At 62.3% G+C, this 19,584-nt stretch carries 19 protein-coding genes; 7 read left to right on the forward strand and 12 right to left on the reverse strand.

Features of this window, described 5'->3' with window-relative positions; translation table 11 throughout:
* Nucleotides 1–64 precede the first annotated feature (64 nt).
* Genes AC07WT_RS14005 through AC07WT_RS14020 form a run of 4 tightly spaced genes read left to right on the forward strand, consistent with a single transcriptional unit; the run spans nt 65 to nt 4,765 of the window.
* Nucleotides 65–1,051, forward strand: coding sequence for an NAD(P)H-dependent flavin oxidoreductase (locus tag AC07WT_RS14005; protein ID WP_494947513.1), 987 nt, complete (start codon nt 65–67; stop codon nt 1,049–1,051).
* On the forward strand, nt 1,048–2,217 hold the full coding sequence (locus AC07WT_RS14010) for a CaiB/BaiF CoA transferase family protein (protein WP_494947514.1): 1,170 nt from the start codon (nt 1,048–1,050) through the stop codon (nt 2,215–2,217). Before AC07WT_RS14005 ends, AC07WT_RS14010 begins: the two co-directional genes overlap by 4 nt.
* Nucleotides 2,218–2,251: 34 nt before the next feature.
* Entirely contained in the window at nt 2,252–3,511 is a 1,260-nt protein-coding gene (locus AC07WT_RS14015; protein WP_492592795.1) for an acetyl-CoA hydrolase/transferase family protein, read from the forward strand.
* A 57-nt stretch (nt 3,512–3,568) separates the two neighbouring features.
* A complete protein-coding gene (locus AC07WT_RS14020) occupies nt 3,569–4,765 on the forward strand; it encodes an acetyl-CoA C-acetyltransferase (protein ID WP_492592794.1) in 1,197 nt (398 codons plus the stop codon).
* 137 nt (nt 4,766–4,902) lie between these two features.
* On the opposite strand, the gene AC07WT_RS14025 is transcribed toward AC07WT_RS14020, so the two are convergent.
* Complete coding sequence (locus tag AC07WT_RS14025) at nt 4,903–5,745, reverse strand: enoyl-CoA hydratase-related protein (RefSeq protein WP_492592793.1); 843 nt, start codon at nt 5,743–5,745, stop codon at nt 4,903–4,905.
* Complete coding sequence (locus AC07WT_RS14030; RefSeq protein ID WP_492592792.1) at nt 5,745–5,909, reverse strand: rubredoxin; 165 nt, start codon at nt 5,907–5,909, stop codon at nt 5,745–5,747. Before AC07WT_RS14030 ends, AC07WT_RS14025 begins: the two co-directional genes overlap by 1 nt.
* Nucleotides 5,910–6,045: 136 nt before the next feature.
* Between AC07WT_RS14030 and AC07WT_RS14035 the strand changes: the two genes are divergently transcribed.
* Entirely contained in the window at nt 6,046–6,951 is a 906-nt protein-coding gene (locus AC07WT_RS14035) for an SDR family NAD(P)-dependent oxidoreductase (RefSeq protein ID WP_492592791.1), read from the forward strand.
* Nucleotides 6,952–7,011: 60 nt separating this feature from the next.
* Here the strand turns inward: AC07WT_RS14035 and AC07WT_RS14040 are convergent, their stop codons facing one another.
* From AC07WT_RS14040 to AC07WT_RS14060, 5 genes are all read right to left on the reverse strand, one after another.
* Nucleotides 7,012–7,851 carry an HpcH/HpaI aldolase/citrate lyase family protein gene (locus AC07WT_RS14040; RefSeq protein ID WP_494947515.1) on the reverse strand — a complete coding sequence of 280 codons (840 nt, stop codon included), beginning with the start codon at nt 7,849–7,851 and terminating at the stop codon, nt 7,012–7,014.
* A 70-nt stretch (nt 7,852–7,921) separates the two neighbouring features.
* Nucleotides 7,922–8,779 carry an HTD2 family dehydratase gene (locus AC07WT_RS14045; protein ID WP_494947516.1) on the reverse strand — a complete coding sequence of 286 codons (858 nt, stop codon included), beginning with the start codon at nt 8,777–8,779 and terminating at the stop codon, nt 7,922–7,924.
* A gap of 6 nt (nt 8,780–8,785) precedes the next feature.
* On the reverse strand, nt 8,786–9,949 hold the full coding sequence (locus tag AC07WT_RS14050) for a serine hydrolase domain-containing protein (protein ID WP_494947517.1): 1,164 nt from the start codon (nt 9,947–9,949) through the stop codon (nt 8,786–8,788).
* 70 nt (nt 9,950–10,019) lie between these two features.
* Nucleotides 10,020–11,621, reverse strand: coding sequence for a GMC family oxidoreductase (locus tag AC07WT_RS14055; RefSeq protein ID WP_494947518.1), 1,602 nt, complete (start codon nt 11,619–11,621; stop codon nt 10,020–10,022).
* Between the two features lie 38 nt (nt 11,622–11,659).
* On the reverse strand, nt 11,660–12,904 hold the full coding sequence (locus AC07WT_RS14060; RefSeq protein WP_492592786.1) for a cytochrome P450: 1,245 nt from the start codon (nt 12,902–12,904) through the stop codon (nt 11,660–11,662).
* A 279-nt stretch (nt 12,905–13,183) separates the two neighbouring features.
* Between AC07WT_RS14060 and AC07WT_RS14065 the strand changes: the two genes are divergently transcribed.
* Both AC07WT_RS14065 and AC07WT_RS14070 read left to right on the forward strand, forming a co-directional pair.
* Complete coding sequence (locus AC07WT_RS14065; RefSeq protein WP_494947519.1) at nt 13,184–14,446, forward strand: NAD(P)/FAD-dependent oxidoreductase; 1,263 nt, start codon at nt 13,184–13,186, stop codon at nt 14,444–14,446.
* A gap of 26 nt (nt 14,447–14,472) precedes the next feature.
* Entirely contained in the window at nt 14,473–14,790 is a 318-nt protein-coding gene (locus AC07WT_RS14070; RefSeq protein WP_492592784.1) for a 2Fe-2S iron-sulfur cluster-binding protein, read from the forward strand.
* Between the two features lie 71 nt (nt 14,791–14,861).
* Here the strand turns inward: AC07WT_RS14070 and AC07WT_RS14075 are convergent, their stop codons facing one another.
* From AC07WT_RS14075 to AC07WT_RS14095, 5 genes are all read right to left on the reverse strand, one after another.
* Nucleotides 14,862–15,440 carry a nuclear transport factor 2 family protein gene (locus tag AC07WT_RS14075; protein WP_492592783.1) on the reverse strand — a complete coding sequence of 193 codons (579 nt, stop codon included), beginning with the start codon at nt 15,438–15,440 and terminating at the stop codon, nt 14,862–14,864.
* A complete protein-coding gene (locus AC07WT_RS14080) occupies nt 15,437–16,273 on the reverse strand; it encodes an SDR family oxidoreductase (RefSeq protein ID WP_171926213.1) in 837 nt (278 codons plus the stop codon). The genes AC07WT_RS14075 and AC07WT_RS14080 overlap by 4 nt, the downstream gene beginning before the upstream one ends.
* Nucleotides 16,274–16,309: 36 nt before the next feature.
* Nucleotides 16,310–17,434 (reverse strand): acyl-CoA dehydrogenase family protein, encoded by a 1,125-nt coding sequence (locus AC07WT_RS14085; RefSeq protein ID WP_494947520.1) that lies wholly within the window; start codon nt 17,432–17,434, stop codon nt 16,310–16,312.
* A 2-nt stretch (nt 17,435–17,436) separates the two neighbouring features.
* Nucleotides 17,437–18,648: an acyl-CoA dehydrogenase family protein gene (locus AC07WT_RS14090; protein WP_492592781.1), complete on the reverse strand. Its 1,212-nt coding sequence runs from the start codon at nt 18,646–18,648 to the stop codon at nt 17,437–17,439.
* Between the two features lie 94 nt (nt 18,649–18,742).
* Nucleotides 18,743–19,531 (reverse strand): enoyl-CoA hydratase/isomerase family protein, encoded by a 789-nt coding sequence (locus tag AC07WT_RS14095; protein WP_494947521.1) that lies wholly within the window; start codon nt 19,529–19,531, stop codon nt 18,743–18,745.
* Nucleotides 19,532–19,584: the final 53 nt, after the last annotated feature.

Raw genomic sequence — 19,584 nt, forward strand, 5'->3', positions numbered from 1 at the left:
AACGACCTTCGTTCGACTGATCTTTTTCAACCTGTCATTCGCTATCCCGGCTTCACGACCGACTATGAGCTCTCAAAACAATCGCATCACCGAACTGCTCGGCATCGACTACCCGATCATCCAGGGCGGTATGCGCTGGGTGGCCCGCGCGGAACTCGCGGCGGCAGTGGGCAATGCCGGTGGCCTCGGCTTCATTTCCGCGCACACGCATGCGAGTGCCGATGCACTGGCGCGAGAAATCGACCAGGTGCGCGCGCTCAGCAACAAACCGTTCGGCGTGAATCTGACGCTGCTCGGCAGCAACTCCGGGCTCGACTATGACGGCTACGTGCGCACCATCATCGAGCACGGCGTGACGGTTGTCGAAACAGCCGGCAGCAATCCCGCGAAGTACATCGAAACGTTCAAGGCAAACGGCGTCAAGGTGATCCACAAATGCGTCGCCGTGCGGCACGCTTTGAAGGCCGAGGCGCTCGGCGCGGACGCGGTGAGCATCGACGGATTCGAATGCGCGGGGCATCCGGGCGAAGACGATATTCCGGGGCTGATCCTGATCCCCGCCGCCGCGGACAAGCTGAAGATTCCGCTGCTCGCCTCAGGCGGCTTCGCGGATGGCCGGGGCCTGATGGCCGCGCTCGCACTCGGCGCGGACGGTATCAATATGGGCACGCGCTTCATGCTGACACAGGAATCGCGCGTGCATCCGGCGATCAAGCAACGCCTGCTGGAAGCCACCGAACGCGATACCTTGCTGGTCGGACGCACGCTCCGCGATTCGAGCCGCGTGATCAGGAATACCGTCAGCCTCGCGGCCATCGAACTGGAAAACGCAGGCGGCGCCACAGCCGCCGACCTGTATGCGCTGACCGGTGCGAGCCGCTGGATGGACGCATTCGCGAGTGGCGATGTTGAAGGCGGAGCCTTTCCGGCCGGCATGGTAACAGGACTGATTCACGATCTGCCCACCTGCGCCGATCTGCTCGCGCGAATCATGCAGCAGGCTGCCTCCATCGCGCAACGGGCCTTCGCATTCAAGGTGCCTGCCGCATGAAGCTTTCGGGCGTTCGCGTCGTCGATCTATCGCAGTTCATGCCTGGGCCGATGCTCGCATCGAATCTTGCCGACCATGGCGCCGACGTCATCAAACTGGAACCGCTGTCGGGCGAGGCGGCACGCGGATCGCTCGAGTCGGACAGCGAGTTCTTTGTGGCGCTCAATCGCGGCAAGCGCAGCATCGCAGTGGATCTGAAACACCCCGACGGCCTCGCCATCGCGCGTAAACTGATCGACGCGGCCGACGTCGTCATCGAGTCGTCGCGGCCGGGTGTGGCGGCGCGCCTGGGCATCGATTACGACACGGTGAGCCGCACCAATACGCGCCTTGTCTACTGTTCGCTGACCGCGTTCGGCCAGACCGGCCCGCTTGCGCAAGTGCCCGCGCACGACCCGGTCATCCAGGCCATGGCCGGCACATTGCCGCGCGATGAGCGCGGCGCGCCCGTGACCTCAGGCGCCTCGCTTGCCGCGCTGGCCGGTTCGTTGACGGCGTTATCCGCCGTGTTGATGGCCTTGTTGCATGCGCGTGAAACGGGTGAGGGAGACTTCGTCGATATTTCGCTGTACGACGCAGCGCTGTGCGCACAGCCGCATTTGACCGCTCGCGCGCTCAACCCTGCAGCGAGCGGTCGGGTCGATAGCGTATACGGCAGCAACGCGATTGCCCTACTCGCCGCGTATCAGACGCGCGATGCGCAGTGGCTTTGCCTGGGTGGACGCGAACTCGACTTCGCGACCAATCTGCTGACGCCGCTAGGCCGCCCGGATCTGATTAGCGTCGCGGTCGGACCGGCCGGCGCAGCACAAGCCGGACTAAGCGCCTTCCTGACGAGGAGGTTCCTGACACGCACACTGAGCGAATGGCTTGCGTGGTTCGAAGGCCGTCATATCAGTGTCGCGCCTGTAATGACGCTGACCGATGCGCTAGCGCAGCCACACACGCGGGCCCGTCAGATGGTGAACGTCGATGCGAACGGCCGCCGGCATCTCGGCAGCGCGATCCGGTTCCAGCGCGATCCGGCACAACCATCACTGTCGATTCCGGCCATCGGCGAGCACACAGCGGAGATTCTCGACACGCTCGGCTACGCCGCCGAACACATCGCCGCGCTTGGTGCTGCCGGTGTCATTCGCACACAGAATGCCGCCGCGAAAACATAGCGCCGAGCCATTCCGTTCGCCCTCCGTCAGCCTCATGCCCATACTCCTGCAAGCCGGCTCCATCGACTTTCGCTCCATCGTCCGCCCTGGCGACAACGTCATGTGGGGTCAGGCGAACGCGGAACCGGTGCCGCTGACTCAGGCACTCATTGCGCAGCGACGGGAGATCGGCCGGTTCCGTGTGTTTCTGGGCGTGAGCACCACCGATACATGCCGGCCTGAACACGCCGACTGCATCGACTTCGTTTCCTACTGCGGCTCCGGCGCCAATCGCGCTTTGGCGCGGGCCGGCGCACTCGACGTGTTGCCCTGCCACTACTCGCAATTCCCGCAGATGATGCGCTCCGGCCCGCTCAAAATCGACGTGCTGCTGCTGCAACTGGCACCTGCGGATCATGAAGGCCGCTACAGCCTGTCGATCGCGCACGAGTATCTGGTTCCGGCGCTGGACACCGCCCGCGTCATCGTTGCGGAAATCAACGAGCAGGCACCGTGGACGTATGGCGAGCGCTATCTGCGACACGCCGACCTCGACTTCATTCTGCCGACATCGCGCGCGCCGCTCGAAAATCCCCCCAGCAGAATCGGCGAAGTCGAACTGGCGATCGCGACCCATGTTGCCGGTTTGATCGAGGACGGCTCGACGCTTCAATTCGGGCTCGGTGCGATTCCCGAAGCCGTGCTTGCGCGTCTGTCCGACCGGCGCAATCTGGGGGTTCACTCGGGTGCGATCGGAGACAAGGTCGCCGATCTGATGGACGCCGGGGTGATCAACAACACGCGCAAGAATGTCGACAGGGGTTTGACGATTGCCGGCGTGATGATGGGCGGCCGCCGCATTCATGGGTTCGCACATCGCAACCCGGCCGTACAGTTTCGCTCAACGAACTACACGCACAATCCTGACGTACTGGCCCGCATCGACCGTTTTGTTGCCCTGAATTCGGCGCTCGAAGTCGACCTCAGCGGGCAGATCAACGCAGAAGTGGCCAACGGCAGCTATGTTGGCGCCGTAGGCGGCGCACTCGATTTCCTGCGCGGGGCACGGCATGCCAGAGGCGGTCTGCCCGTAGTCGCGATGCCGTCGACAGCGGGCAAGGCCGCAAGCCGCATTGTCGCGGCGCTCAGCGGCCCCGTCAGCACGCCGCGCAGCGATGCCGGCATCATCGTCACCGAATACGGCGTCGCGGACCTGCGCGGACTCACCTTGAAACAGCGACGCGAGCGCCTGCTGGCGATCGCCCACCCCGACTACCGGGTCGCGCTCGAATGCTCAAACGCCGGAGCCCTCTGACGCAATCCGGTCTGGACGCTGTCGGCGACAAGATCCATCCCCATTGAAGGAACGCATATGAAACGCGCAGCGATCGTCTGTCCCGTACGCACGCCGGTCGGCACCTTTGGCGGCGGCTTGCGCAGCGTGCCGGTCGAGGAACTGGGCGCACTGGTGACCCAGGAAGTCCTCAAACGGACCGGGCTCGATCCCATGCGGATCGACGACGTGGTGTTCGCGCAGTCGTACGCGAACAGCGAAACGCCTTGTGTGGGACGCTGGATCGCCTTGCAAGCCGGACTGCCGGTCGATGTGCCCGGCATGCAGCTTGACCGGCGCTGCGGCGGCGGACTCCAGGCGCTGGCGACGGCAGCCATGATGGTCCAGACCGGCGCGGCCGACGTCGTGCTGGCGGGCGGTGTCGAGAGCATGAGCAACATCGAGTACTACAGCACCGACATGCGATGGGGTGCACGCGCGGGTTCGGTACAGTTCCACGACCGGCTCGCGCGTGGCCGCGAACGCTCGCAACCGGAGGCGCGCTTCGGACACATTTCGGGAATGATAGAAACGGCTGAAAACCTCGCCAACGACTTTCACATCAGCCGTGAAGAGGCCGACGAATATGCGGTGCGCAGCCATCGTCGCGCGGCTCAAGCCTGGGCGTCGGGCCGCATGGCAGCCGAGACCGTGGCGGTCGCCGTCCCGCAGAAAAAAGGCGCCCCGCTCGCCTTTGCCCAGGACGAAGGCTTTCGCGAAGACGCCAGCATGGAGAGCCTCGGCAAGCTGCGCGCACTGATCCCGGGTGGCACCGTCACCGCAGGCAATTCCAGCCAGCAAAACGATGCCGCAGCCGCGTGCCTCGTCGTCGCAGAGGACAAACTCGAAGCACTCGGTCTGGAGCCAATGGCATATCTGAATGGCTGGGCCGCGGCAGGTTGCGAGCCGTCGCGCATGGGAATCGGCCCCGTGCCCGCCGTCCAGAAACTGATGGCACGCATCGGCTTGTCGATCGATCAGATGGATCTTGTCGAACTGAACGAAGCATTCGCCTGCCAGGTGCTGGCGGTGCTCAAGGGATGGGGATGGAACGACCCGGAGCGGCTCAACGTCAACGGCTCCGGCATCTCGCTGGGTCATCCGATCGGTGCCACGGGCGTACGCATGATGACCACACTGCTCTTCGAGCTGCAACGGCGCAAGGGTCGCTACGGTCTCGAGGCAATGTGCATCGGCGGCGGTCAGGGGCTGGCCGCGATATTCGAACGGGCTTGAGCGCGGTGGCTTGATTGCCCGCCACGGGCTGCGGCAGCACGAGCCGATGCCATAGACTCGGCTCGTGCTGCACGGGCGTCGTGGCGCGGATTCGATCTCCGGCAAATGTAAGTTGTCGAGCGAGGAGGAGTCCTGTTTCAGCTTCGGTTGCAAAAGCGCTCGCGCTGAATCCGCACTTCGTCCAAGGCCATCAAGGTATCGTATATGGCTCGCGCCCTTTGCATACCAGCGTCGAAGTCCTCGCATGCCACGGAGGCGGTAATCGCTTCCAGTGCTTGTACAGCCGCGTGAGCCGTGGGAGCGTCAGCCAGTGCCGCACGCGCCTGTGCAAGAACCCGTGTTGCGTGGCGATGGCTGACGGCACGATGTCTGATCAAGGGCAGCGAAAAATCGTTACGCTCGACAAGCGAGTGCGCCAGTTGCGTGGCGGCCTCCAACGCCTGACCAGGCTCGACGATACGGTCGAACAGCGCGGTACCGGCAAACGATGACGCGGGCGCCACACTCGCGGACAGGATCATGTCGATGGCTCGGGTAAGTCCCACCGCGCGTGGCATGCGTTGCGTGCCCGACAGCGGGATGGTTCCGAGTCCGACTTCCGGCAGCCCTATGCGTGCGTCTGCTTCGACAACGCGATAGTGACACACGAGTGCCGTTTCCAGACCGCCGCCTATGGCGAGGCCATGGATCGCTGCAATGACCGGCTTGTTCATCGATTCGATGAACGGGTGAACGTGTATCGACAGTCTAGGCGGCGCGGCCGCCGAAGGTGTGCCAAATTCGCGGATATCGCCGCCCGCGGAAAAACCTTTGCCCTTGCCGATGAGAATGATCGCTCGCGCATCGCCGTCGTCTCTCGCCTGCCTGAAGGCGCCCAGCAGACCGGATCGCACTGCCGCGCTCAAGGCATTGACCGGCGGATAATCGATCGCGATCGTGGCGACGTTCTCCACACAACCATACTGCACGGCTGCGAGCATTACACTTCAATCATCACGAAGTCTGCCTTCGCCGCTCCGCATTCCGGGCAGACCCAGTCTTCGGCAATGTCCACCCAGCGGGTGCCAGCCGGAAAGCCTTCGGCGGGAAGCCCAACGGCTTCGTCGTAGAAGAATCCACAGAAGATGCATTGCCACTGTTTCATCGATGTCGTTCTGCCAGGGGTTTGAGTGAAGAGACGTCGTATCGCCTCTTCGTTCACAATATGCAACGCTGTTCATTTTTGTTATTATAGGCTGACGAACTTTCTACATCAACGCCTGAAACGAATGGAGACGAGAGTGAGCGATATCGTGAAAGACAAGGTGGTGGTCATAACCGGCGCGGGCGCGGGTATCGGCCGTGATTTCGCGCTGCAGTTCGCGGCAGCCGGCGCGAAGGTGGTGGTCAACGACCTGGGGCGCCATGCGGAAAGCGGCGAGTTCGCGGCGCAGCGGGTCGTGGCGGAAATCAGGGAAGCAGGCGGCGAGGCGGTGGCGAGTACGGATAGCGTGGCCGAATGGGACTCGGCACAAAAAATCGTGCAGGCAGCGCTCGACACCTTCGGGAGAGTCGATTGTGTGGTCAACAACGCGGGCATCGTACGCGACCGCATGTTCTTCAACATGAGCCCGGAAGAATGGAAGGCCGTGGTCGACGTGCATCTGAACGGTTCGTTCTTTGTGGCCCGCGCCGCCGCACCGCACTTCAAGGCGCAGAACGGTGGCAGCTACGTTCACATGACATCCACCTCCGGTCTGATCGGCAATATCGGCCAGGCTAACTACTCGGCTGCAAAGATGGGTGTCGTGGGCCTGTCGAAGTCGATCGCACTCGATATGGCGAAATTCAACGTGCGTTCGAACTGTATCGCGCCGTGGGCATGGACCGCGATGACCGCATCGATTCCGTCCGAGACGCCCGAGCAAAAGGCGCGCGTCGAGATCATGAAGAAGATGGAAGCGCGCAAGGTGGCACCGCTTGCGGTCTATCTTGCATCGGATCGCGCAGCGAAGGTGTCGGGACAGATCTTCGGCGTACGCGCCAACGAAATCTACTTCTTCAACCAGATTCGCATGGTGCGTTCGCTGCATCGCGACGGCGGATGGACCCCGGAGTCGATCGCCGAACAGGTGATGCCCGCGTTCGAGTCGAGCTTCTTCCAGAACGTGCCGTCACTCACATTGACGCCCTGGGATCCGGTTTAATACGGTCCCGGCACGTCACCAGCCGCGAGCGACCTCGGGCGACCTAGATGGCCGGCCGGCTCAACCGCTGTCCGGTGCGTCGCTATTCCGCGCGCCGGTCGAGCCGCCTGCCATCGCCAACTGACGCCGCGCCTTGAGCAGAACCGGCAGATCCACCATCCGTCCGTCGACGGACACCGCGCCGCCACCGGCGCGCTCAAATGCTTCGACCACTTCCCGCGCCTTCGCCAGTTCATCCTCGCCCAGACTGAACGAGGCATTGACTTGCGCTACCTGCTTCGGATGGATGCATAGCTTGCCGCCGAAACCCAGGCGTCGCGCGGCCGATGCATCGGCCGCGAGTTGCGCGGTGTCATCGAGCGTTACGGTTACGCCATCCACTGGCGGTAGCAGACCTGCGACCCGCGACGCTAGAACGATCCTCGAGCGGGCATAGAGAAGCGCATCCCATGAACCTGAGCAATCCAGATCCAGTTCGAAATCGACCGAACCGAATACGAGTCGCTCCACGCCGGGCGCCCTGGCCACCTCGAGGACCTGCCACACGCCGAGTGCCGATTCGACGATCGGCAGAATCGGCTTGCCGCTCACGCGCGCAACCTTAAGAAGAGCTTCCGCGCTCTCCGCTTTCGGCAATACGACGCCATCGATGCCGCGCGCCGTGAGCAACGCCAGGTCGTCATCGAACCATGGCGTACCGACGCCGTTGATGCGCACAAGCACGCGCGTGGTCGATGCAGCAAATGCCGATGCGCCATCCGCGACATATTGACGAGCCTGCGCCTTGTCCGCTTCAGCGACTGCATCTTCGAGATCCACGATCACGGTATCGGCGCCAGAGGTGAGCGCCTTGTTAAAACGCTCAGGCCGTATCCCCGGAACAAACAGAAATGAACGCATAACACCCCATGAAAATTAACGTCAGATGCCGGAAATAGGCGGCGTCCGCTATCGGCGACAAAGGCGACGGTTACCCCAGAACGGCATCCGCTTGCATGCGCAAGGTGCCGTCGCTACCTGCGATCCACAGTTTGAGCGTCTTGCCGTCATCGCTGTCCGGACGTCCACAAACAACGAATGGCGCCGTGTCGATCACCGGACTGACTGCCCGAAACGAAAACGCCACGACCCGCGCGCCGGGAAGAGCCGATCGCACCAGATCCAGCAGCAGCATCGCCAGAAACGGGCCATGTACCACAAGTCCCTGATAGCCTTCCTGCTCCATTGCATAAGGCCGGTCGTAATGAATGCGATGACCGTTGAGCGTCAATGCGGAATAGCGGAACAACTGCACGGGATCCGGATGGATCTCCCGCGTCCATTGCGCGCCTTCGGGAGCCGGCTGGAGTACAGGTGGCTTTTCGCCCGAGGCAGGATGGTCCCGATAGGCAATGTCCTGATGCTCCGTGATCGCCACGCCTGCCGCATCGCTGATCTGATGCAGCACCTTGACGAACACAAGGTCGCCGCTTCGACCTTGCTTGTGCGCCACGTCCGCGATCGTCGACAAACGGATGACCGCATCGCCGGCCTTCAGCTCCCGTAAAAACGTCAGCTGACTGCCCGCCCACATTCGCCGCGGCAAGGCCACCGGCGGCAGGAAACCGCCGCGCTTCGGATGTCCGTCCGGACCCACCAGCGACTGCCGGTGCAACGGTAAAAAGTAGAGCCAATGCCACAACGGAGGCAATGCATCACCGGGGGCGACCGAGGTGTCTTCTTTGTCAAGCGTAGCGGCAAGCGCGGCGATCGGCGTCAGGCCAAGCGTGTCGGAAACGCGCTCGCTTCTACCGATCCACTGCTGCAAATAGGCGACATCGACAGCCATAGGTCATTAGCCCAGATTCAATGCTTCGCGGATCGCCCGCGCGACGGGCAGCAGAGGGTCTTCCTCTGGCGAAGTCGGATTAAACATTTTGTTGTGGCAAATCGCAACGGCCAGACCGGTATCCGGATCGGCCCAGCCAATCGAGTTGCCCTGCCCCGGATGGCATAAGGCGCGCGGCGATTGAACGGCGGTCACCGGCGGATGAGCGCCGCCGAACCAGAACCCACCGATAGTGATCGGAATCGGAAACCCGAACATCACCGGGTCAGGTTCTGCGCTGTTCGCCCGCGGCATATTCAGCGTCGCGACGAGCTCCTCCGACAGCAACCGCACACCGTCAAGCTCGCCGCCGCCCGCAAGCATCGCCCAGAAGCGCGCTTCGCTGCGTGCATTGAATATGCCGCCAACCCCCGCCACTTCCGCGCGGCGCACATCGGGCCGCTCGAACACCGTTGGATTCAGCGCGACCTGCTCAGGCATCGAGGCGAGGAACAGCGGCGGCAGATATTGCGCCGGCACCGGCACCATTGCGTCAGTGAGCTTCGCGATACGTGGCTCGACCTCATCGGGGATACCGATCCAGAGGTCAGCGATGCCGAGAGGCGCGGCGATTTCCTCGCGCACGAAGCGTCCCAGCGAACGCCCTTCCGGATCCGCCCGACGTACCAACTCGCCGATGATCCAGCCGAAGGTCATCGACAGATAGAGTGTTTTCGTTCCCGGCTCCGCCAACGGTTTCAGGTCGGCAATCGCCGTGGTCATCCACTGCCAGTCGCACATCCGTTCGGGCGTGACCCCGCCGGGCATCTGCGGCACGCACGCACGATGCGTCAGCACGTCGCGAACCGTCGTGCGCGCCTTGCCGTGCGCACCGTATTCGGGCCAGTAGCGTGTAACGGGTGCATCGTAGTCGATGTGGCTCCGATCGGCCAGAATGTGCAGCGCGGTCGCCGCCACGGCCTTCGTGACTGAATAGACGTTGAACAACGTTTCGCCATCCACAGGACGCCCCGTCGCCTGATCCGCCACCCCGCTCCATGCATCCACAACCAGCTTGCCACCCTGATAGGCGGCCACCTGGACGCCGATTTCGCCGCCCTCGCGAGTCGCATGGTCGAGCGCCTGCTGGACGATCGCAGTGATGTTCGACGCTTGCGCCGTCAAGTTCATGCCATCGCTCCCTGATAGGAATTTCGCGTATGAAGGTTCGTGTCACGTTCGCAATACCGATCACGCCATGTCAACGTGCGTCCGCCAGAATCAGATCGCCTGCGCGCCACGCCATGGCCATCATCGGGCCGTTCGTGTTGCCGGAAATCATCGTCGGCGTGACGGACAGGTCCATAACGCGCAGTCCGTCGACGCCGCGCACGCGCAGCCGTGAATCGAGTACCGCAAGCGTGTCGGTCCCCATCCTGCAGGTGCCGCAAGCGTGGTAGCCCGACTGGCCTTCGCGCCGGTAGAGTTCGAGAATTTCGTCGTCGGACTTAAGCGCGGAGCCGGGACGTGTTTCGCCATCCAGCAGCCTTGCCAGCGGTTCCGCTGCGAAGACATTGCGCATCAGCCGGAATGCATTGATCGCCAGCCGCTGATCTCGGGGATCGGCGAGATAGTTGGCGACCACCTCCGGAGGGACATTACGGTCAGCGGAAACGATCTTCACGTGTCCCTGGCTCTCGGGTCTGAGCGGATAGCTGAAAAGCTGCATGCCGGGAAAAGCTTCGAAACCGTAGCCTCGGGCACCGAAATCCAGCGAGTACGGCGCCATCATCAATTGCACATCCGGCCGGGCGGCATCAGGCGCGGTTTTAACAAAGCCACCCACCTGATACGAACCCAATGCCATAACACCGCTATGGAACAGAAAATATCGCAGCGCATTGCGCCACAAACGCATCCCGGCGAACCGCCGGTTCTGCGAGTCTCGCCATTGCCGCAGACGCGCCTGAATCATGTAAAGCAAATGTTCACGCATATTCAGACCGACGCCGGGGCTCGGCGCGACGACGCGGATACCGAGCGACTGCAGATGTTGCGGATCGCCCACCCCCGACAGTTGCAATAACCGCGGCGACTCGAGCGCGCCGGCTGACAGCACCACTTCGCGGCGTGCGCGGTAAGTGGTCTCGAAGCCGGCACGTTTGCATTTGACACCCACCGCGCGCGTCCCTTCGAAGATGACCCGGGTCACTTCCATCCCCGTGACGACAGTCAGATTCCTGCGTTTCCTCGCCGGCTTGAGGAACGCTTCGGCTGAACTCTGCCGGCGGCCGTTACGAATCGTGTATGTCAGGTAGGCGACGCCTTCGTGATCGAACCGGTTGATGTCTTCGAGCCTTCGCACGCCAAGCGACCGGCAGGCGTCCAGCACGGCTTCGCCGAGGCGATTGCGCTCGGCGTACAACGACACTTTCAGCGGGCCGTCCTTGCCGCGCAGTTCGTCAGCGCCCAGCGCGTGGTCTTCGATACGCCTGAAGCACGGCGCCACGTCCCGCCAGTTCCAGCCTTCCACACCGAGCGCCGCCCACCCGTCGTAGTCTTCGGGATGGCCGCGCATATAGACCATGCCGTTGATGCTGCTCGATCCGCCGAGCATCTTGCCGCGCAACCAGACTTCATTGCGATGGCCGTTGCCGCTATCCGGCCGAACCGGAATGAACCACGCATGAACGGGGTCATCCAGCAGTTTTCCAAATCCTTTCGGCATCCGGATCAAAGGACTGGCATCTTCCGGACCCGCTTCGATCAGAAGCACTTCATGGCGCCCGCTCTCCGAGAGGCGGTTGGCCAGCACACACCCTGCGGCCCCTGCCCCCACGACGACAAAGTCGAAGTCGGTCATCAGTTCAGTCTCCGGCGGCTGGCTGGATCGGTCGAATCTCAGCCGAATACGACCGGAATCGTATGCGGCACGCGCATCATGATGCCGTTGATCAATGGCGCGGGCGCCGCGGGGTCAAGCCGCAGGTTCGGCAACCGGTCAAGGATCGCGTTGAGCGCGCGAGTCATCTCGACGCGCGCCAGATGCTGACCGATGCACACGTGAGGTCCATAGGCGAAAGCAAAATGCCGATGCGCTCTGGCGCGGAAAATGTCGAACCGGTCGGGATCCGTGAAACGGCCGGGGTCGCGATTGGCGCTGCCCGCTACCACATCGATAAAGGCGCCCGCCGGAATCTCGACGCCACCCAAGGTCACATCCCGCGCCGCCATGCGCGACTGCATCACGACAGGTCCATCCCAACGCAAGGCTTCTTCAATGGCGTACGGCACGAGCGTGCGCTCGTGCCGTACTGCATCAAGTTGATCCGGATTGCGCAGCAGACCAAGCAGCAAAACGCTCGTCGCGCGATATGTGGTGTCGCCGCCCGCGTTCACCAATTGCCTCAGAAACGAGATCACCACCTCTTCGGGCAAGCGTTCGCCTTCGACTTCAGCCGTCGCCAGCATGCTCACCAGATCGTCACCGGGATGCTCGCGACGCTGCGCGACGAGTTGCGTGAAATACGCGCCCAGCTTCGTCGAGGCCTCGACCCCGTGCTCGATATCCACCGAAACAAGCGTCTGGGCGATCGCGAGTTTGTGGAATATCCCGACGTCTTCGGGCGGCAGCGCAAGCTGCCGATAGATGATATTGAATGGGTAATGAAGCGTGAATTCCTGTACGAGGTCGGCATGACCGCGGCGGCAAAACCCGTCCATCAAGTCGTTCACCACCGGATCAACCAGCGTATCGCCCCACGCCGCCACCGTATTCGGCATGAACGCCTTCTGGAAGATACGCCGGTAACGCGGATGTTCGGGCACGTCCATGGTCGAGATGCTGCGGCCGAAGCTGATGCCGATATTGCGCTCATAGGCCCGATTCGAAAACGTCGCCGGATCACCCAACACCTGCGCCACTTCGTCATAGCCAAACACACAGTAGTGCTCGACGTCCTGCATCGTCAGATCGGCGGGCGTGTCCATCAACACGCGATAGTCGCCTTTCTGCACCGAGCCCCGCTCGCGCAACGCGGCGATGCGCGGGTAAGGGTCGCTATCCGCACCATAGGCCAGCGCATCCTCGAAAAAGGGGTTGAAGACAGGATCGTCGAAATCCTGAAGACGCAGCCGTTCATCCATGATGCCGTCTCCTCACGTTGCGTTTTATGAGTTCGCCGAGGCGTTCTCGTAGATGCCACATAGAGTTCTAATATTCGAACTATGTTCTATTTGTTGCGATTGTGCAATAAGGATTTTCCGTCCAGCAACGCGAACGGGAACGGGGTGGTCAATAGGGAACCCGAGAGTTGACAGTCCGTCCGAGTGACGTTCACAATTGAGAATATCATTCAAAAATAATAATTATTGCCAATGCGTCGCAGTCCGCACGATAGCCATACGGGACGGGAGTGAGCGTTTATGAGCACTGCAGCAACCTCAGAGGACATCGCACTGATTGTCGGTGCCGGCCACGCAGCGGGCGAGTGCTCAACCAGCATCCGGGACCAGGGATGGCCTGGCCGCATCGTGCTGATCGGAGAGGAGCCGCATCTGCCGTATCAGCGCCCGCCTTTGTCGAAGGCGTTTCTGTCGGGCGAACTCAGCGCGGAACAGCTTTATTTGAAGCCGCAGGCCACTTACGACAAGGCCCGGATCGAATTCATTCCCAATACCCGGGCCGAGCGCATCGACCGCGCGACGCATGTGGTGACCCTGTCGGACGGTCGCGAGATCGGTTATTCGAAGCTCGTGATCGCGACGGGTGGCCATGCACGCAGGCTCGCATTGCCGGGCATCGAAGCGATCGAAAAGCAACCGAACTTTCACTACCTGCGCACGCTCGACCACGTCGCACGCATCCGCATGCAGTTCCATACGGGGGCACGCCTCGTCATCATTGGCGGCGGGTACATCGGCCTCGAAGTCGCGGCTGTTGCAGTGAAGCGAGGGCTGCACGTGAGCGTTCTCGAAGCATTACCTCGCGTGCTCGCCAGAGTCACGGCGCCGGAACTTTCTGCGTTCTATGAACGGGTGCATCGCGAAGCCGGCGTCGATGTGCGCACAAGCACGGCGGTCAGCGGCTTCGAACTGGACGCATCCGGCGATGCCGTCGCAGCCGTGGTCTGTGCCGATGGTTCCCGTATTCCCGCCGATCTCGTCATCGTCGGCGTCGGCTTGCAACCCGCCACGGAATTGGCCAGCGCAGCGGGCCTCGCCGTGGATAACGGCATCGTGGTGGATGAGCACACCCGCACGTCCGACCCCGACATCTTCGCCATCGGCGACTGCACCAACCACCCCAACGGGCTACTTGGCAGACGCTTGCGGCTGGAGTCCGTACCCAATGCCATGGAGCAGGCGCGCACGGCAGCGGCCACGCTGTGTGGCAAGGAGCGCGTCTACAACAGTGTGCCGTGGTTCTGGTCCGATCAATATGACTTGAAACTGAAGATGGTCGGCCTGTCGCAGGGTTATGACGAACTTGTCATGCGCGGTGCGCCTGAAAGCCGTTCGTTCTCCGCGCTTTACCTGAAAGGTGGCGTGATGCTCGCGGCCGATACCGTTAGCCGTCCGCAGGAATTCATGCTGGCCAAGCGTTTCGTCGGCGAGAAGATTCCAGTGCGCGCCACCGACCTCGCAAACGATTCGATCCCGCTCAAAAACCTGCTCCCCGCAGCCTGATTGATCATATTCACTCCAGCTACATCATGCCCATCATTCGATTCATTCAACCGGACGGCCATGAAACCACTGCGACGGCCAACGTCGGCGAATCCGTCATGCAAACCGCCGTCAATCACCAGGTGCCGGGGATTCTGGGGGATTGCGGCGGCAGTTGCAGCTGCGCGACCTGTCATGCGTACGTCGACGAAGCGTGGGTCAACCACATGCCGTCCGCCGAGCCGTATGAGATCGACATGCTGACGTGCGCGATGGACGTGCGGGAAAACAGCCGCCTGACGTGTCAGATCAATGTCACGCCGGAACTCGACGGTCTGGTGGTTCGCCTGCCCGGCGCTGCCTGAAAGCGGTGCGGTGGGCACGCTTGCGCTGTCCACCATCACCAGCCCCTCGCCGCTTTGTGAAGTGGAGTGAATCAGGGCGAACGCGTCAGCACACCGATCGCGGCCGGTTCAACCGCCTCCCAGAAAGACGCCCAGGTCGGAAACGACTGCGGCAGGCGCGGCTGGTATTTGTCGCTCTCGTACTTGCCGGGCCAGTTCTGCAAGCGCGGCGTCCCCGGGCGCTCCAGCCAATCGGTCGAATACCAGTGCCGTTCGTCGCGGCGTTCGAAATACCACGTCCCCTCGCGCCGTACGTAGTGGTCGAAATAGCAGATCGCCATGACCACCCAATGACCATTGTCCTCATGCTCGGCGCGGCAATACACCTGGCCTGTCGCATGATCGGCATCGACCAGGTCGATCGCATGCCCGCAGATCTGATGAATGCTGCGGTAAAAGCTGCGCAGGATATGCTCCGACCCATAGAACGTTTTCAGCGCGGCACGCCCTACACCCCATCGCCCGCAATTCACGTCGTCGGTAAAGAGCGTGACAAGGCTGTCCAGATCACGCGAATCGACAGCGAGCGCGTAGCGCATGGGCAATTGCTGGATCGCCAGTTGCGCCTCGATACGGTCGATTCGAGCAAGCAGATCGGCATCGATAGTCATGTCGTCCTCTTCGCGCCAACCGTCACGCCGCCCGCGGTGCGGGCGCGAATTTCATCGGCGTAGTACGGTTGATGCGACAGCAGCCCACCGTCCACGTTGATGATTTGGCCGGTGACAAAAGCCGCCTCATCGGACGCCAGGTAGACCACCGCATGTGCCACGTCTTCCGGCTTCCCGAGGCGCGGGGTGAGATGATGACTCAGCATCATCTCACCCACGGGTCCCGCGTAATGGCCTATTGTTGCCGGTGTCACGATCAGGCCGGGCGCAATCGCGTTGCAGCGAATGCCCTCCTTGCCGTGCTGAGCGGCCACGTAACGCGTCAACGCTTCGATGCCCGCCTTGCACACACCGTAAGCGCTATAGCCGAGCGCACCAGCCTGAGCCGCGCCCGACGACGTATTGATGATCGAGCCGCCGCCGCGCGCCCGCATCAGCGGGATGGCATAACGTGACGCCAGCATGGTGCCGCGCAGGTTGATGCGCATCGTGTCGTCCCAGACAGAGACATCGACGGCTTCTACGGCGGCATCGACCGTGCTCGACAGCGAGGTGGCCGCCGCATTGTTGTGCAGCACGTCGAGGCCGCCCCAGGTCTCGACGGTAAGCGCAAACAACGCCGCTATTGAAGCCTCGTCGCCGATATCGACCCGCGCGGCAATCGCCCGGCCGCCCTGCTGCTCGATACGCTGGGCCTGCGCCACGGCGCCGTCGAAATCCCGGTCCGCCACGACCACCTGCCCGCCTTCAGCAGCCAGCATCGCGGCACACGCCGCACCGATACCGGACGCCGCGCCCGTGACGATGGCGATCCTGTCTTTGACTCGTAACATAAGCGCTATTCCTTCTGATTGGACACGTGGTCCGATTCAATGCGGCGCGGCGAAGCGCGCGAGGTGCAAGTCGATGTCGCCGTACAGCTTTTCCATCATCGTCATCTTGCGGAAGTAATGGCCGACCTGATATTCCTCGGTGATCCCCATACCGCCATGCAGCTGAATACCCTGCGCACAGACGAAACGGCCTGCCCGGCCGGCGACCGCCTTGGCCGCCGAGATGACGCGGCTGCATTCCATTGCCGGCCGATCCAGGTGCGCAATGCCGCAGTAGAGTATCGAGCGGGTCTCCTGCACGGCGACAAACATTTCGGCCATACGATGCTGCAACGCCTGAAATTTGCCGATCGGCTGACCGAACTGCACGCGAGCCTTGATGTACTCGGCGGTGATGTCCATCACGGCTTCCATCACGCCGAGCATCTCGGCTACGCTCGCTAGCGTGGCGAGTCCGGTCGCCACTTCGAGCACTTCGCGGGCGCGATCGGAGGCAACCAGCAACGAGGACGCATCCAGTTCGACGTCGAGAAACTCAATGTCCGCGGCACAAGATCCATCGAGCATACGATATGTCCGGCAGGTCACGCCCGCCGCACGGCGGTCCAGCACGAAAATCGCGACGTCTTCCGCTTGCTCGTTCAGACGCGCGGTCACCAGCAACTGGTCCGCCGAACCGCCCGCCATCACCAGCGTCTTGGCGCCGCTCAGCAAATAGCCAGCAGCCGTCTTGCGTGCAACTGTACGATCACCGCAGCCCAGCTTGAACCGTGAGCCCGCTTCACTGTCGGCCAGCGCGAGCAGCAGCCGGCCTTCGATCACGGCCGGCAGGAGTACCTGCCGTTTGGCATCCGAGCCGCTACGGTCAATGATGGCCGAACATAGAAGCGCGGTTTGCACGAAAGGCTCGAGCACCATGCCGCGCCCGAATGCTTCCATCACAATGGCAGTTTCGACAAACGAGCAGGCAAGACCGCCGACATCCTCAGGCAGCATCAGGCCGAGCCAGCCGAGGTCAGCATAGTCCTGCCAGCGCGCGCGGCTAAAACCCTCTTCGCTCGCGGCAATCTCCCGGCGCTTCTCGAATCCGTACTCCTGCTGAATGAACCGGTCCACGCCGTCCTTCAGCATCAACTGTTCTTCGGAGAGGTTGAAGTCCATGGTCAAAGTCCAAAGGCGAGACGGGCAATAATGTTTTTCTGCACCTCCCGCGCACCGCCGTAAATGGTCGACGCGCGGCCGATGAGGTAGCCGGTCGTGCGGCCCGCCACGTAGCCTGGCCATGCGTCATCGTCATCGGCTAACGAATCGGCGAAGCGCCAGTCGCCGTGTTGCTGGAAGCGCATGCTGCGCGGACCGAGCGCATCGATCTGCAATTCCGTGACGCGCTGCTGCATCTCCGAGCCACTGATTTTGAGCGCCGACACCACCGCGTCGAGATTGCGCGTGTTCTTTTCCTCGGCCAGGATTCGTAACACCGACCATTCGAGTGCCAGCAGATCCACTTCAACCGACGCCAGCTTGCGGGCAAATTCGGCTGTGTCGATCAGACGCACGCCGTCCACCATTTCCCGTTCGGCGATGCTTTTGGCGCGCTGCAATTCCCGCTTGTTGAAATAGAGAAACGCGCTGGTGGTGCGCTCCTTTTCGAGCAGATATTTCGCGTAGGTCCAGCCCATGCCCGCCTCGCCGACCAGGTGTGTGCGCGGCACGCGAACGTTCTCGAGAAAGACCTCGTTCAGACCCGTTCCGCCTTCGATTGAAACGATCGGGCGCACGGTGATCCCAGGCGTATCCATTTTGACGAGCAGGAACGAGATGCCGCGCTGCGGCTTGACCGTCGTGTCCGTCTTGACGAGGAAGAAGCCCCATTCGGCAATCGAAGCGTCGCTGGTCCAGATCTTCTGACCGTTGATCACGTATTCGTCACCGTCGAGGACGGCGGTGGTCCTGAGACCCGCCAGGTCCGAGCCCGCGTTCGGCTCCGAAAACCCCTGACACCAGAATTCGTCCCCGGAGAGAATGGCGGGTAGAAAACGCTTCTTCTGCCAGTCCGAGCCGAACGCGATGATGACGGGCGCCACCATGTGGGTTGCCTGCCAGCCGTAGTCCATCGCGTCCGCGTTATACAGCTCTTCCATGAAGATATGCTTGCGAAAAGCCGCCCAGCCGGTGCCGCCGTGTTCCACCGGCCAATGCGGTGCGCCCCACCCGCGCTGGTGCAGAATGCGCTGCCACGTACGAATGTCCTCCTTCAACGGAGGATGCGCCCCGATCGTCCAGCGATGCGAAATCGCGGCGGGCAACTGCTCCCTGAAAAACTGCCGGACTTCCTGACGAAACGTTTCGTCCTCCGGGGTGTACTCGAAGTGCATGCCTGATTCCTCCTGCTATGTCCCCATCCGCGCGTCCACCGAAGGTCGCACTGCCTCGCGGCCGCCGCCCGCTTGCGCCGGTTATTTGATCGACCTAGTGCCCCTTGAAAGAGGGGCTGCGTTTTTCCCGCGCGGCGAGCCGTCCCTCGGCGGCATCGTCGGAATTCACCGCGAGTGCAACGGAATTCAGCTCGTGCAAAAGAAACTCTTCCATGCTGCCGGCGTTCAGGCGGAAGAGTTCTTTGGTCAGTCCGATCGAGAACGTCGGCATGGCCGCCAGTTCGGCGGCGAGCGCTTCGGCGGCATTCATGAGGCCCGCGTCCTCTACGACACGGCTTGCCAGTCTCGCCTCGAACGCTTCCTGTCCAGTCAGCTTGCGGTTGAGATACATGATCTCCTTCGCGCGAAATTCTCCGCAGTGGCGGGCGAGCAGATGCACCATGCCGCCCTCGGGCAAGGTTGCGCGCATCAGAAAGGCCGGGATGAACTGCGCCGTGTCCGACACCAGAAGCTGGTCGGCGCACAGCGCAAAACTCCATGCAATGCCGACCGCGACGCCTCGCACCGCCGCGACCACCGGCTTATTGAGGTTGTAGAGCTTCAGGGCAACCTGCTGATAAACAGCCATCGATTGGCGCGCGTGCGACACGCTCATCGGCGGCGGCGCTGCGCCACTGCCCTTGATGTCCGCTCCGGCGCAAAAGGCCCGCCCTGCACCCGTCAGAATAACCGCACGGATTTCCGGATCACGTTCGATGCGATCAAGATGCTCGATCAGCATGCTCAGCATGTCGGGCGTCAACGCGTTGAGCTTCTCCGGACGATTCAGACAGAGCGTGGCAACCGCGTCCTTCACTGAAAGTTCGACATCCATGGTTTTCATGTCTTAAGTGAGTCAGCCAGATGGCTCCGGGTCCCCCGCATGGCGCGGGGACG

Source organism: Paraburkholderia sp. GW821-FHT02A12, assembly GCF_059422005.1.

Excerpts from the sequence above, each read along its gene's own strand:
- AC07WT_RS14005 (WP_494947513.1), top strand. The coding sequence starts at position 65 with ATGAGCTCTCAAAACAATCGCATCACCGAACTGCTCGGCATCGACTAC.
- AC07WT_RS14010 (WP_494947514.1), top strand. The coding sequence starts at position 1,048 with ATGAAGCTTTCGGGCGTTCGCGTCGTCGATCTATCGCAGTTCATGCCT.
- AC07WT_RS14015 (WP_492592795.1), top strand. The coding sequence starts at position 2,252 with ATGCCCATACTCCTGCAAGCCGGCTCCATCGACTTTCGCTCCATCGTC.
- AC07WT_RS14020 (WP_492592794.1), top strand. The coding sequence starts at position 3,569 with ATGAAACGCGCAGCGATCGTCTGTCCCGTACGCACGCCGGTCGGCACC.
- AC07WT_RS14025 (WP_492592793.1), bottom strand. The coding sequence starts at position 5,745 with ATGCTCGCAGCCGTGCAGTATGGTTGTGTGGAGAACGTCGCCACGATC.
- AC07WT_RS14030 (WP_492592792.1), bottom strand. The coding sequence starts at position 5,909 with ATGAAACAGTGGCAATGCATCTTCTGTGGATTCTTCTACGACGAAGCC.
- AC07WT_RS14040 (WP_494947515.1), bottom strand. The coding sequence starts at position 7,851 with ATGCGTTCATTTCTGTTTGTTCCGGGGATACGGCCTGAGCGTTTTAAC.
- AC07WT_RS14045 (WP_494947516.1), bottom strand. The coding sequence starts at position 8,779 with ATGGCTGTCGATGTCGCCTATTTGCAGCAGTGGATCGGTAGAAGCGAG.
- AC07WT_RS14050 (WP_494947517.1), bottom strand. The coding sequence starts at position 9,949 with ATGAACTTGACGGCGCAAGCGTCGAACATCACTGCGATCGTCCAGCAG.
- AC07WT_RS14055 (WP_494947518.1), bottom strand. The coding sequence starts at position 11,621 with ATGACCGACTTCGACTTTGTCGTCGTGGGGGCAGGGGCCGCAGGGTGT.
- AC07WT_RS14060 (WP_492592786.1), bottom strand. The coding sequence starts at position 12,904 with ATGGATGAACGGCTGCGTCTTCAGGATTTCGACGATCCTGTCTTCAAC.
- AC07WT_RS14065 (WP_494947519.1), top strand. The coding sequence starts at position 13,184 with ATGAGCACTGCAGCAACCTCAGAGGACATCGCACTGATTGTCGGTGCC.
- AC07WT_RS14070 (WP_492592784.1), top strand. The coding sequence starts at position 14,473 with ATGCCCATCATTCGATTCATTCAACCGGACGGCCATGAAACCACTGCG.
- AC07WT_RS14075 (WP_492592783.1), bottom strand. The coding sequence starts at position 15,440 with ATGACTATCGATGCCGATCTGCTTGCTCGAATCGACCGTATCGAGGCG.
- AC07WT_RS14080 (WP_171926213.1), bottom strand. The coding sequence starts at position 16,273 with ATGTTACGAGTCAAAGACAGGATCGCCATCGTCACGGGCGCGGCGTCC.
- AC07WT_RS14085 (WP_494947520.1), bottom strand. The coding sequence starts at position 17,434 with ATGGACTTCAACCTCTCCGAAGAACAGTTGATGCTGAAGGACGGCGTG.
- AC07WT_RS14090 (WP_492592781.1), bottom strand. The coding sequence starts at position 18,648 with ATGCACTTCGAGTACACCCCGGAGGACGAAACGTTTCGTCAGGAAGTC.
- AC07WT_RS14095 (WP_494947521.1), bottom strand. The coding sequence starts at position 19,531 with ATGAAAACCATGGATGTCGAACTTTCAGTGAAGGACGCGGTTGCCACG.